Origin of the sequence: Streptomyces sp. NL15-2K (assembly GCF_030551255.1) — a bacterium.
Taxonomy (GTDB): Bacteria; Actinomycetota; Actinomycetes; order Streptomycetales; family Streptomycetaceae; genus Streptomyces.
The window spans coordinates 10,382,243-10,395,150 of the sequence record NZ_CP130630.1; the positions used below are offsets into that span (position 1 = coordinate 10,382,243).

The 12,908-nt window shown below is 69.0% G+C and carries 12 protein-coding genes; 1 reads left to right on the forward strand and 11 read right to left on the reverse strand.

What is annotated here, in order from left to right; translation table 11 throughout:
• Positions 1-27: 27 nt before the first annotated feature.
• From pssA to Q4V64_RS45355, 9 genes are all read right to left on the reverse strand, one after another.
• Positions 28-846, reverse strand: coding sequence for a CDP-diacylglycerol--serine O-phosphatidyltransferase (pssA, locus tag Q4V64_RS45315; protein WP_124437973.1), 819 nt, complete (start codon positions 844-846; stop codon positions 28-30).
• Positions 847-868: 22 nt separating this feature from the next.
• Positions 869-1,525: a phosphatidylserine decarboxylase gene (locus tag Q4V64_RS45320; protein WP_124437938.1), complete on the reverse strand. Its 657-nt coding sequence runs from the start codon at positions 1,523-1,525 to the stop codon at positions 869-871.
• Positions 1,526-1,695: 170 nt separating this feature from the next.
• The gene (locus tag Q4V64_RS45325; RefSeq protein WP_124437937.1) at positions 1,696-2,901 is read right to left on the reverse strand and encodes an acyl-CoA dehydrogenase family protein; all 1,206 of its coding nucleotides are present in this window, start codon (positions 2,899-2,901) and stop codon (positions 1,696-1,698) included.
• Between the two features lie 2 nt (positions 2,902-2,903).
• Positions 2,904-3,416 carry a MaoC family dehydratase gene (locus tag Q4V64_RS45330; RefSeq protein WP_124437936.1) on the reverse strand — a complete coding sequence of 171 codons (513 nt, stop codon included), beginning with the start codon at positions 3,414-3,416 and terminating at the stop codon, positions 2,904-2,906.
• Between the two features lie 5 nt (positions 3,417-3,421).
• Positions 3,422-4,381 carry a CoA ester lyase gene (locus Q4V64_RS45335; protein ID WP_124437935.1) on the reverse strand — a complete coding sequence of 320 codons (960 nt, stop codon included), beginning with the start codon at positions 4,379-4,381 and terminating at the stop codon, positions 3,422-3,424.
• The gene (locus Q4V64_RS45340; RefSeq protein WP_124437934.1) at positions 4,378-6,405 is read right to left on the reverse strand and encodes a protein meaA; all 2,028 of its coding nucleotides are present in this window, start codon (positions 6,403-6,405) and stop codon (positions 4,378-4,380) included. The genes Q4V64_RS45335 and Q4V64_RS45340 overlap by 4 nt, the downstream gene beginning before the upstream one ends.
• 7 nt (positions 6,406-6,412) lie before the next feature.
• Entirely contained in the window at positions 6,413-7,756 is a 1,344-nt protein-coding gene (gene ccrA, locus Q4V64_RS45345) for a crotonyl-CoA carboxylase/reductase (RefSeq protein ID WP_124437933.1), read from the reverse strand.
• Positions 7,757-8,138: 382 nt separating this feature from the next.
• Positions 8,139-8,948 (reverse strand): TetR family transcriptional regulator, encoded by an 810-nt coding sequence (locus Q4V64_RS45350; protein ID WP_216377544.1) that lies wholly within the window; start codon positions 8,946-8,948, stop codon positions 8,139-8,141.
• 184 nt (positions 8,949-9,132) lie between these two features.
• Positions 9,133-10,938, reverse strand: a complete 1,806-nt coding sequence (locus Q4V64_RS45355; RefSeq protein ID WP_124437931.1) for a 3-hydroxyacyl-CoA dehydrogenase — start codon at positions 10,936-10,938, stop codon at positions 9,133-9,135.
• 427 nt (positions 10,939-11,365) lie between these two features.
• Between Q4V64_RS45355 and Q4V64_RS45360 the strand changes: the two genes are divergently transcribed.
• On the forward strand, positions 11,366-11,941 hold the full coding sequence (locus Q4V64_RS45360; protein WP_124437930.1) for an adenylosuccinate lyase: 576 nt from the start codon (positions 11,366-11,368) through the stop codon (positions 11,939-11,941).
• 4 nt (positions 11,942-11,945) lie between these two features.
• Here Q4V64_RS45360 and Q4V64_RS45365 read toward each other — a convergent pair whose 3' ends face one another.
• On the reverse strand, positions 11,946-12,446 hold the full coding sequence (locus tag Q4V64_RS45365; protein ID WP_124437972.1) for a GNAT family N-acetyltransferase: 501 nt from the start codon (positions 12,444-12,446) through the stop codon (positions 11,946-11,948).
• A gap of 26 nt (positions 12,447-12,472) precedes the next feature.
• The gene (locus Q4V64_RS45370) at positions 12,473-12,871 is read right to left on the reverse strand and encodes a RidA family protein (RefSeq protein ID WP_124437929.1); all 399 of its coding nucleotides are present in this window, start codon (positions 12,869-12,871) and stop codon (positions 12,473-12,475) included.
• Positions 12,872-12,908 lie beyond the last annotated feature (37 nt).

Below are 12,908 nucleotides of genomic sequence, written 5' to 3' on the forward strand. Positions count from 1 at the left end.
GGGGCCCTTCGGTTTGTCCTACGACCGCTACGGCAGCTGCGCCGCCCGCGCCTCACGCCGGTTGTCGCGGAAGTTGTTCACCCGGCGAGCCGTGGCGAACAGCGGGATCACCGCGCCCATGACCAGCTGGAGCGCGCAGCCCGTCTGGAGGAGCAGCTGTCCGCTCGGCGCGTCGAACGCCCATGCGGCCAGCAGGCCCATCGACAGGACGATCCAGGTGAGCATCGCCACCGCGAGTCGGCCCCGCGGCTTCGGGTACTCCACCCGGCTCACCATCAGCCACGCCGTGCCGAGGATGGCCAGCAGTGTCGCCACGAAGGGCAGCTCGAGCAGCACGATCGAGACCACCGTCAGCGCGCCGAACGGCGACGGCATGCCCTGGAAGGTGCCGTCCTTCACCGTCACGCAGGAGAATCTCGCCAGACGCAGCACCACCGCCAGCAGTACGACGATCGCGCCGACCGCCGCCACCCGCTGGTGCGCGTCGTCCGCGACCATGCCGTACACGAGCACGAAGTACGCCGGCGCCAGGCCGAAGCTGATCAGGTCCGACAGGTTGTCGAGCTCCGCGCCCATCGGGGACGAGCGCAGCTTCCTCGCCACCAGGCCGTCGAACAGGTCGAAGACCGCCGCGCACAGCATCAGGATCACCGCCGTGGCCGCGCTGTGGCGGGCCATGCCGGACTCCTGGCTGCCGGTGAGGTGCGGGATCAGGATGCCGGTGGTGGTGAAGTACACCGCCATGAAGCCGCACGTGGCGTTGCCGAGAGTGAGGGTGTCCGCTATCGACAGGCGCAGAGAGAGGGGCATCTCCTCCTCTTCGTCCACCTCGTCCGCCTCGGGCACCCAGCCCGCCTGGGTTTCTGGATCAATCACGGTCAATGCGAGTCACCCCAGCCACGGTCTTCTGGCCGACCTCGACCGCGACCTCCACGCCCTCGGGCAGGTAGATGTCGACGCGCGAGCCGAACCGGATCAGACCGATGCGGTCGCCCTGCTCGACCTTCGTGCCCTGCGGGACGTACGGCACGATGCGACGGGCCACCGCGCCGGCAATCTGGATCATCTCGATGTCGCCGAGTTCGGTGTCGAAATGCCAGACTACGCGCTCGTTGTTCTCGCTCTCCTTGTTGAACGCCGGAACGAACCCGCCCGGGATGTGCTCGACCGACGCCACCGTGCCGGAGAGCGGCGCACGGTTGACGTGGACGTTGAGCGGGCTCATGAAGATCGCGACGCGGGTGCGGCCGTCCTTCCAGGGCATGATGCTCTGCACCACGCCGTCGGCGGGAGAGATGACCCGGCCCGGGGCGATCTCGCGCTCGGGGTCGCGGAAGAACCACAGCATGCCCGCCGCGAGCGCGGTGGCGGGCACGGCGACGGCCTTGGCGGCGCCTGACTTGCGCGCGCGTACCAGGCTGAGGGCTGCGGTGGCGACGGTCGGGAGGAGCCACGGCGATGCTCCGCGCGCGAGGCGTACGCCTGCCAGGCTGTCGCGAGGTGCAGAGGTTTGGCTGTGGGGCATGGATGACCTTCGTAGCGGATGATGCCGCGCTGCGGGAGGGGGACGGCGGCTTTCCCGGGATCGTACCGGTCGCGGGCCACAACTGGGCAAGCCAGGAAGCCGAGTCGGCGGCTGAAGATTGCTGACGGGGTGTGATCTTCTTCTCGAAGAAAACACCCCAACCCGCACATCTAGCCCTGGAACCGATACTCCTCGAGCAGCCTGCGACCGATGATCATTTTCTGGATCTCGGCGGTACCTTCACCGATCAGCAGCATCGGAGCCTCACGGTAGAGGCGCTCGATCTCGTACTCCTTGGAGAAGCCGTAGCCGCCGTGGATCCGGAAGGCGTCTTCCACGACCTCCTTGCAGTACTCGGAGGCGAGGTACTTCGCCATCCCAGCCTCAAGGTCGTTTCGCTCCCCGGAGTCCTTTTTGCGTGCCGCGTTCACCATCATCGCATGAGCGGCCTCCACCTTGGTAGCCATCTCCGCGAGCTTGAACTGGATCGCCTGGTGCTGGGCGATCTGCTTGCCGAACGTGTGACGCTGCTGGGCGTACTGGATGCCCAGCTCGAACGCACGCTGAGCGACACCGCAACCACGCGCCGCCACGTTGACGCGGCCGACCTCCACGCCGTCCATCATCTGGTAAAAGCCCCGGCCGGTGGCGCCGCCGAGCACCCGATCAGCGGGAATCCGCAGGCCATCCATGATGAGCTCGGTGGTGTCGACGCCCTTGTAGCCCATCTTGTCGATCTTCCCGGGGATGGTGAGGCCGGGGCGGACCTCTCCGAAGCCGGGCTCCTTCTCGACCAGGAAGGTCGTCATCGACTTGTGGGGCGCGGTCCCCTCGGGGTGTCCTTCGTCACTTCGGACGAGTACGGCAACCAAGGTTGACGTTCCACCGTTCGTCAGCCACATCTTCTGGCCGTTCAGGACGTACTCGTCGCCGTCCCTGACCGCCTTCGAGGTGATCGCCGAGACGTCGGAGCCCAGGCCCGGCTCCGACATCGAGAAGGCGCCGCGAATCTCGCCCAGCGCCATCTTCGGCAGGAAGTAGTCCTTCTGCTCCTGCGTGCCGTGCTGCTTGAGCATGTACGCCACGATGAAGTGCGTGTTGATGATGCCGGACACCGACATCCAGCCACGGGCGATCTCCTCCACGCACAGCGCGTATGTGAGGAGCGACTCGCCGAGGCCGCCGTACTCCTCGGGGATCATCAGACCGAACAGGCCCAATTCCTTGAGGCCGTCGACGATCTGCTGGGGGTACTCGTCGCGGTGCTCCAGCTCGGTGGCGACCGGGAGGATCTCCTTGTCCACGAAGTCGCGGACGGTGGAGAGGATCTCCTGCTGGATGTCGGTCAGACCGGCGGTCTGGGCGAGTCGTGCCATGGCTACTTCTCCTGCTCCTTGAGCTGGGGCCGGCCGGGCTGCTCGCCGCCGCGCTCCTTGATGTACGTCTCGGTGGGCACCATCACCTTGCGGCGGAACACGCACACCAGCGTGCCGTCCTGCTTGTAGCCCTTCGTCTCGACGTGGACGATGCCGCGGTCGTTCTTCGACTTCGAAGGCGTCTTGTCGAGGACCGTCGTCTCGCCGTAGATCGTGTCGCCGTGGAAGGTCGGCGCCACGTGCTTGAGCGACTCGATCTCCAGGTTGGCGATCGCCTTGCCGGAGACGTCCGGGACCGACATGCCGAGCAGCAGCGAGTAGATGTAGTTCCCCACGACGACGTTCTTGCCGAAGTCCGTCGTGTTCTCCGCATAGTTGGCGTCCATGTGGAGCGGGTGGTGGTTCATGGTGAGGAGGCAGAAGAGGTGGTCGTCGTACTCCGTGACCGTCTTCCCGGGCCAGTGCTTGTAGACGGCCCCGACCTCGAACTCCTCGTACGTACGTCCGAACTGCATGGCCGTCACGCCTCCGGGATCTCGAACGTGCTGGTGCGCCGCATACCGGCGGCGCGCCCCTTGCCCGCGATGACCAGGGCCATCTTGCGGCTGGCCTCGTCGATCATCTCGTCGCCGAGCATCGCGGAGCCCTTCTTGCCGCCCGCCTCTGACGTGTAGTAGTCGTACGCGTCCAGGATCAGCTCGGCGTGGTCGTAGTCCTCCTGGGAGGGCGAGAAGATCTCGTTGGACGCCTCGACCTGGCCCGGGTGGAGCACCCACTTGCCGTCGAAGCCGAGCGCGGCGGCGCGCTGGGCGACCTCGCGGTAGCCGTCGAGGTTGCGGATCTGCAGGTAGGGGCCGTCGATCGCCTGGAGGTTGTTGGCACGGGCGGCCATCAGGATCTTCATCAGGATGTAGTGGTAGGCGTCCGCCGGGTAGCCGGGCGGCTGCTCGCCCACGACCAGCGACTTCATGTTGATCGACGCCATGAAGTCGGCCGGGCCGAAGATGATCGTCTCGACGCGCGGGGAGGCCTGCGCGATCTCGTTGACGTTGTTGAGGCCCTGGGCGTTCTCGATCTGCGCCTCGATGCCGATGCGGCCGACCTCGAAGCCCATGGTCTTCTCGATCTGGGTCAGGAGCAGGTCCAGCGCGACGATCTGCTGGGCGTCCTGCACCTTCGGCAGCATGATGCAGTCGAGGTTCGGGCCGGCGCCCTCGACGACCGTGACGACGTCTCGATACGTCCACTCGGTCGTCCAGTCGTTGACGCGCACGACCCTCGTCTTGCCCGTCCAGTCGCCCTCGTTGAGGAACTTGACGATCGTGTGCCGCGCCTCGGGCTTGGCGAGCGGCGCGCACGCGTCCTCCAGGTCCAGGAAGACCTGGTCCGCCGGGAGGCCCTGCGCCTTCTCCAGGAAGCGGGGGTTCGAGCCTGGTACTGCCAGGCAGGAACGCCGCGGGCGAAGACGGTTGACGGTCATGCGGGGACCTCCAGGGGGTCGAGCTTGTTCGCCTTGCGGATCTCGTCGACGATGCGGCCGATGATTCCGGTGATGTCGAAGTCCTTCGGGGTGAAGACCGCGGCCACGCCGGCAGCCCTGAGCTGTTCGGCGTCACCATTCGGGATGATGCCACCGGCGATCACCGGGATGTCTGTGGCACCGGCCACACGCAGCCGCTCCAGCACGTCCGGCACCAGTTGAGCATGAGAGCCGGAGAGGATCGAGAGGCCGACCGCGTGCACGTCCTCGGCCAGGGCCGCGTCCACGATCTGCTCCGGCGTGAGCCGGATGCCCTGGTAGACCACCTCGAACCCGGCGTCCCGGGCCCGCACGGCGATCTGCTCGGCGCCGTTGGAGTGCCCGTCCAGGCCGGGCTTGCCGACCAGGAAGCGGAGCTTGCCGACGCCGAGGTCCTGCGCCGTCCGGTCCACCCTGCGGCGCACCTGGGCCATCGCGGTGCCCTCCGCGGCGGCGACGGCCACCGGTGCGGACGACACGCCCGTCGGCGCCCGGAACTCGCCGAACACCTCGCGCAGGGCCCCGGCCCACTCGCCGGTCGTGACCCCGGCGCGGGCGCACTCCAGGGTGGCCTCCATGAGGTTGGCGGTGCCCTTGGCGGCCTCCTTCAGCCGCTCCAGCGCCTTGCAGGGGCGCGGGTGGTTGAAGGGGGGCTGGTAGCGCGTGTCGCGCCAGTGCTGGAGCGAGGCGATGACGCGGGCCTCGACGGCGGGATCGACCGTCTGGATGGCTGTGTCGAGGTCGGCCGTCAGTGGATTCGGCTCGGTCGTCTCGTAGATGTTGACGCCCACGATCTTCTCTTGACCGGACTCGATACGGGCCCGGCGCTCGGCGTGCGAGGCGACGAGCTGCGACTTGAGGTAGCCGGACTCGACGGCGGCCATCGCGCCGCCCATCTCCTGGATCCGCTCCATCTCCGCGAGCGATTCCTCGACCAGCTCGCTCACCTTGGCCTCGATGACCTTGGAGCCCTCGAAGATGTCGGCGTACTCCAGCAGGTCGCTCTCGTACGCGAGCACCTGTTGCATGCGCAGCGACCACTGCTGGTCCCAGGGCCGGGGGAGGCCAAGGGCCTCGTTCCACGCGGGGAGCTGTACGGCACGCGCGCGTGCGTCCTTCGAGAGGGTCACGGCGAGCATCTCCAGCACGATCCGCTGGACGTTGTTCTCCGGCTGGGCCTCGGTCAGGCCGAGGGAGTTGACCTGGACGCCGTAGCGGAAGCGGCGGTGCTTGGGGTCCTCGATGCCGTACCGCTCACGGGTGACGCGGTCCCAGATGCGGCCGAAGGCCCGCATCTTGCACATCTCCTCGATGAAGCGGACGCCCGCGTTCACGAAGAAGGAGATGCGGCCGACGACATCGCCCATGCGCTCCTGCGGCACCTGGCCGCTGTCGCGCACGGCGTCCAGCACGGCGATCGCGGTCGACATCGCGTAAGCGATCTCCTGGACCGGCGTGGCGCCCGCCTCCTGCAGGTGGTAGCTGCAGATGTTGATCGGGTTCCACTTCGGGATGTGGGAGATCGTGTACGCGATCATGTCCGTCGTGAGCCGCAGCGACGGCCCCGGCGGGAACACGTGCGTGCCCCGCGACAGGTACTCCTTGACGATGTCGTTCTGGGTCGTGCCCTGGAGCTTGGTGACGTCCGCGCCCTGCTCCTCCGCGACGACCTGGTAGAGCGCCAGCAGCCACATGGCGGTGGCGTTGATCGTCATCGAGGTGTTCGTCTGCTCCAGGGGGATGTCCTGGAACAACCGGCGCATGTCACCGAGGTGCGCGATCGGCACGCCGACCCGGCCCACCTCGCCGCGGGCGAGGATGTGATCGGAGTCGTAGCCGGTCTGGGTCGGCAGGTCGAACGCGACCGACAGACCGGTCTGCCCCTTGGCGATGTTGCGCCGGTACAGCTCGTTGGACGCCTCGGCCGTGGAGTGACCGGCGTACGTCCGCATGAGCCACGGCCGGTCCTTCTGACGCTCACTCATCTGGACCTCAGACGTTCCGGAAGCGGTTGATGGCGTCGACGTGCTTCGCGCGCTTCTCCGCGTCGCGCACGCCGAGACCCTCCTCGGGCGCCAGGCACAACACGCCGACCTTGCCCTGGTGGAGGTTGCGGTGGACGTCGTAGGCGGCCTGGCCGGTGTCGTCCAGGGAGTACACCTTCGACAGCGTGGGGTGGATCTTGCCCTTGGCGATGAGGCGGTTGGCCTCCCAGGCCTCGCGGTAGTTGGCGAAGTGGGAGCCGATGATCCGCTTCAGGGACATCCACAGGTACCGGTTGTCGTACTCGTGGTTGTAGCCGGAGGTCGAGGCGCAGGTGACGATCGTGCCGCCCTTGCGCGTGACGTAGACGGAGGCGCCGAAGGTCTCGCGGCCGGGGTGCTCGAAGACGATGTCGACGTCCTCGCCGCCGGTGAGTTCGCGGATGCGCTTGCCGAAGCGCTTCCACTCCTTGGGGTCCTGGTTGTGCTCGTCCTTCCAGAACTTGTAGTCCTCGGCGGTGCGGTCGATGATCGCCTCGGCGCCCATGGCCCGGCAGATCTCCGCCTTCTGAGGGCTGCTCACCACACAGATGGGGTTGGCGCCGCCGGCCAGCGCGAACTGTGTGGCGTAACTGCCGAGCCCGCCGCTCGCGCCCCAGATGAGCACGTTGTCGCCCTGCTTCATGCCGGCGCCGTTGCGGGAGACCAGCTGCCGGTACGCGGTGGAGTTGACCAGCCCGGGAGCGGCGGCCTCCTCCCAGCTCAGGTGGTCCGGCTTGGGCATCAGCTGGTTGGACTTGACCAGGGCGATCTCCGCCAGTCCGCCGAAGTTGGTCTCGAAGCCCCAGATGCGCTGCTCGGGGTCGAGCATCGTGTCGTTGTGGCCGTCTGAGGACTCCAGCTCGACGGACAGGCAGTGCGCGACGACCTCGTCGCCCGGCCGCCAGGCGTTGACGCCCGGGCCGGTGCGCAGGACGACGCCGGCGAGGTCGGAGCCGATGATGTGGTACGGCAGGTCGTGGCGCTTGGTGAGTTCGCTGAGCTTGCCGTAGCGCTCGAGGAAACCGAAGGTCGGCAGCGGCTCGAAGATCGAGGTCCACACCGAGTTGTAGTTGACCGAGGAGGCCATGACGGCCACCAGGGCCTCGCCCGGGCCGAGCTCCGGCACCGGCACGTCGTCCAGGTGGATGGACTTGCGGGGGTCCTTGTCGCGGGTCGCGAGGCCCGCGAACATCTCCGTGTCGTCCTTGTGCACGGTGATCGCGCGGTAGGACTCGGGGAGCGGCAGAGCGGCGAAGTCGTCCGGCGTGGAGTCCGGCGACTGGATCGCGTCCAGGATGTCCTTAACGGTCACGGTATTGCCTCCGGCGAATGGCGTCCTGAGGGGAGACGCTGAGGGTTACGTCGGTGCTGCTGAGGGTTTGAGGGATGCCGTCGGTTCGGCGGTGGTGCTGTTCGGCAGCGCTTTGTGGCGCGGGAGGTTGCCTGTGACGCAGGCGTCCGGGTGTGCGGGCCGATGGGCCTTGCTGGGACAGCCGCCCGGACTCCTTCAAGGTATGACACCGCGTGTCACCTCGCAAGGCACTGAGTGCCAGAACCTGCTCTCAAATGAAATCTTTACGTAACAAATGAGCGATGATCGATCGAATGGTCTCTGGAGGAGGGGCGAAAAGGGCCTCTGACATGCCAAAACGGCCACCCCGTGGGGTGGCCGTCGTCACAGCGGCGAGGAGGGTTCAGCGGTCCTTGAGGGCCTGTTCGATGGTCCGCATGACCTCGTCGAGCGGGGCGTCGGTGCGGGCGACGGTCACCAGCACCTCACCTTGCGTGGCAGCCGTTGCCGCGGCCGGCTTCGGGGACGTGGTGCGGCCCGCCATGATCCCCGTCCCGAACGTCTTCCGTACGATCGCGAAGGCGTGGTCCAGCTGTGCCTCCACGTCCCCCTGGCCGCCGGCCCGCAGCCAGCGCCGCAGGACGTGGTTGTGGGCGGTGACCACGGCGGACGCGGCGACCTCCGCCAGCAGCGGGTCGTCGTTGGCGTCGTCGTCGTGCACGTGCTCGTCGAAGTGGCCGAGCAGGTAGCGGGTGAAGAGGCGCTCGTATCGGGCCACCGACGCGATCTCCGCCTCGCGCAGGGTGGGAACCTCGCGCGTGAGCTTGTAGCGGGCGACCGAGATCTCCGGCCGGGCCGCGTACATCCGCATGACTTCCTTGATGCCGCGGCACACCGTGTCGATCGGGTGTTCGTGCGCGGGCGCGGCGTTGAGGACCGCCTCGGCCCGGATCAACGTGTCGTCGTGATCCGGGAAGATCGCCTCTTCCTTGGAGCGGAAGTGGCGGAAGAAGGTGCGGCGGGCGACCCCGGCCGCGGCCGCGATCTCGTCGACGGTGGTCGCCTCGTACCCCTTGGTCGCGAACAGCTCCATCGCCGCGGCCGCCAGCTCTCGGCGCATCTTGAGCCGTTGGGCGGCGGCGCGGCTGCCTGCGGCCCTTTCCGGCGCGTTGGGCGTAGCTGGTGTACGTGAGGACTTGGCGGGCTGGGACATGAGGTGAACGTACTGCATGTGCGCAGCTTGATGCGCATGTCCCCGGGTTCCCCCGCCCTCCGGGGGCGGGGGAGTGCCGGGACGGGCGGGCGGGGGCGAGCCGCGCTTGGAGGGCGGGGGAGAGCCGGCCGGATCGAGCAGTCCGCCCCACTCCTGCCCTGCTCCGTGCCAGTCGCCGGGACCCTCAGCGCCGGGCATGTTCGCGGAAGCCGCGGCCCGTCTTGCGGCCGAGGCAGCCCGCGGCCACCAGGTGCTCCAGGAGCGGCGCCGGTGCCAGGCCCGGGTCGCGGAACTCACGGTGCAGGACCTTCTCGATGGCCAGGGAGACATCGAGACCGACGACGTCCAGGAGCTCGAAGGGGCCCATCGGGTAGCCGCCGCCCAGCTTCATCGCCGCGTCGATGTCGTCAAGAGACGCATAGTGTTCCTGCACCATCTTGATCGCGTTGTTGAGATACGGGAAAAGCAACGCGTTGACGATGAAGCCCGCCCGGTCCCCACAGTCGACCGCATGCTTCTTGATCTTGGCGCAGACCTCGCGGACCGTGGAGTGGACGTCGTCGGCCGTCAACACCGTACGGACCACCTCGACCAGCTTCATCGCCGGCGCCGGGTTGAAGAAGTGCATCCCGATCACGTCCTGCGGACGCGAGGTGGCACGGGCACAGGCGACCACGGGCAGCGACGACGTCGTGGTGGCCAGCACCGCGCCCGGCTTGCACACCTTGTCCAGCGCCGCGAACAGCTGCCGCTTGACCTCCAGGTCCTCGGCGACGGCCTCCACGGCCAGGTCGACATCGGCGAAGGCGTCGTACGAGCCCGCCGGAGTGATCCGGTCCAGGGTCCGCGCGGCGGCCTCGGCGGTCAGCCGGCCCTTGTCGACGGAGCGCGACAGCGACTTGCCGATCCGGGCCTTGGCGGCCTGGGCCTTCTCCTCGCTGCGGGCGGCGAGCACGACCTCGTACCCGGCCTTGGCGAACACCTCGGCGATGCCGGACGCCATGGTGCCCGAGCCCGCGACGCCGACCGAGCGCACCGCACGGCCCGGGGCGAGATCGCCGCCCTCCAGCGGCGTCAGCGCGTCCCGCACGACGGTGGCGCTGCCCGGGGCCTCGTACGTGTAGAAGCCGCGACCCGACTTGCGGCCGGTCAGGCCCGCCTCGCTGAGCTGCTTGAGGATCGGCGCGGGGGCGTGCAGGCGGTCGCCGGACTCGGCGTACATGGCCTCCAGGACCCTGCTGGCGGTGTCGACGCCGATCAGGTCGAGCAGGGCGAGGGGACCCATGGGCAGCCCGCAGCCCAGCCGCATCGCGGCGTCGATGTCCTCGCGGGAGGCGTACTTCGCCTCGTACATCGCGGCCGCCTGGTTGAGGTAGCCGAACAGCAGCCCGTCGGCGACGAAGCCGGGCCGGTCGCCGACCGCGACGGGCTCCTTGCCCAGTTCGATGGCGAGGTCGGTGACCGCGGCGACGGCCCGCGGCGCGGTCAGCACCGAGGAGACCACCTCGACCAGCCGCATCGCCGGTGCCGGGTTGAAGAAGTGCAGCCCGAGGACGCGCTCGGGGCGGGCCGAGTCGGCGGCCAGCCGCGTGACCGACAGGGCGTTGGTGCCGGTCGCCAGGATCGTCTCGGGCCGCACGATCGCGTCGAGCTCGCGGAAGATCTGCTGCTTGATCGAGTACGACTCCGGAGCCACCTCGATGACGAGGTCGGCGTCGGCCGCGGCGCGCAGATCGGTGGAGGTGCGGACCCGGGAGAGCAGGTCCGTGCGCTCCGGCTCGGTCATACGCCCGCGCCGCACGGCGCGGGCCGTCGCGGCCTCCAGGGCGGCGACCGACCGGGCGGCGGCGGCCTCGCTGATGTCGATGCCGACGACCTCGCGGCCGGCCTGGGCCAGGACCTCGGCGATTCCGGTGCCCATGGTGCCGAGGCCGACGACGGCGACGGTCTTGAGCGGGGACAGAGGGGTGTCGGACAGGGGAGTGGCCATCGCGGGACTCCAGGGTGAGGGTGACGACTGGGAGCGGCCCCGGGTGCGCCGAAGGGGCTCGGCCTGGGCCGGACCAACGGTGCGCACCGGGTGCGAGAGGGATGCGGGTGTTGCCGGGCTACTGGCGCACACGCCCGGTGCCGTGGTGCCGGGCGCGCACACGCCCGGAGATACGGCGGGAACCGACCGGCCCTGTCCCGAGGCCGAGCCGTACTGAGGTACGCGATGTACCGAACCGACTTCCCCCACTGCCTTGAAGGCGTAGGAGGGACCCCCATCGCGGTGGCTGCGTCACCAGGCCACCACAAGCAGATCCGCGAGTGGGTAACTCGCTCGTCTGAGCTTAACTCGCGGGTAACGAGCGCGCCAACCCCCGAGTTTGTGATGTGGGTCCCGCGGCCCGGACGGCACGCATAATCTCGGGTTCATGGACGAAGAGTTGCGATCGCTCACGGAACGCTTACGGCAGGAGTCCGGGGCGTCGGCCGCGTACGACCGCCTGGTGGCCACCGAGGACCTCGACGAACTCGCCGGCGTGCTCACCGAGCCCGGGCAACCGCTGTGGGCCAGGGAACTGGCCGCGTTCCGGCTCGGCGTCGCGGGCGACCGGCGCGCCTTCGAGTCCCTCGTCCTACTCCTCAACCACCGCGACCCGCCGCGCTGCGCCTGTGCCGCCCACGCCTTGGCCCGCCTCGGGGACCCGCGCACGGCCCGCGCGGCCGCCGCCCTCGCCACCAACGAACTGCGCGTCGCCTACGCCCTGCATCCGGTCCGGCTCCTGGTGGAATTGCGCGCCCCCGAGGCCGTACCTGCGCTCATCACCACCCTGGAGCGACGGCTGCGCCCGCACGACCCCTACCGCCGCGTGGCCCTCGCCTGCGTGGAGGGGCTCGGCACGCTGGGGGACGCCCGCGCCAGACCCGTACTGAACGAGGCCCTCGCACACCCGGCGCTCGCCGAGGCGGCGGTGCACGCACTGGCGCGGATTCCCCGGCAGCGGTGAGTCGTCAGCCCACGAGGTTCCTGGCGTACCGAACTTCGGGGACGGCGACCCCGTCCACCTCGAAGGGCTCCTCGGTGCCGTCGGCGCGGAATCCCGCCCGCTCGTAGAACCGGCGGGCACGGATGTTGCGCTCCACGACCCAGAGGAACACCCGCTCGTGTCCCGCGTCGCTGCATCGCCGTAGCGACTCCTGAAGAAGCGCCTGCCCGATGCCGCCGCCGTACCGCCCCGGGTCCACGTAGATCGCGTACAACTCGGCGTCGGGGGTGCACACTTCGCCGCTCCGGTACGGGCCGTGGCACACCCAGCCGACGATGTCCCCGTCCTGCTCGGCGACGAGGTTCACCACGCTGCCGTCTCCCGCGATGAAGCGGGCGCGGTGCTGCGCGGCGTCCTCGGTCACGCTGAGCGCGTCGAGGTACGACTGCGGCATGAGGCCCGCGTACGCGCTCTGCCAGCCGCGGACGCGGATCTCGGCCACCCGCTCGCAGTCGGCGAGAGTCATCTCCCGCACCCCCACCCGCGTGACCGTCACGTGCCCACCACCGCGAACGCCTCGATCTCCATCAGGAATTCGGGCCGGACCAGCGAGGACACCTGCACCGCCGAGGCGGCCGGCAGGCGGTCGTCGGGTATGTGGACGGCGCGGGCCGCGCGGATCGCGGGCATGTGGGCCATGTCCGTGACGAAGAAGGTGAATTTGACGACGTCGTCGAAGGTGGCGCCCGCGGCGGCCAGGCAGCGGCGGAGGTTCTCGAATACCTGGCGGGCCTGGGCCGCGGGGTCGCCCTCGCCGACCGGCTTGCCGTCCTCGTCCAGGGCGAGCTGGCCGGAGACGGCCACGAAACGGCCTGTGCCCAGGACGACGTGGCTGTACTGGGTGGCGGGGGCGACTCCGTCGGGGGCGGCGATCCTCGTCAGTTCACTCATGCGTCCATGGTGGACCATGACACTGACAGCGCCCGAC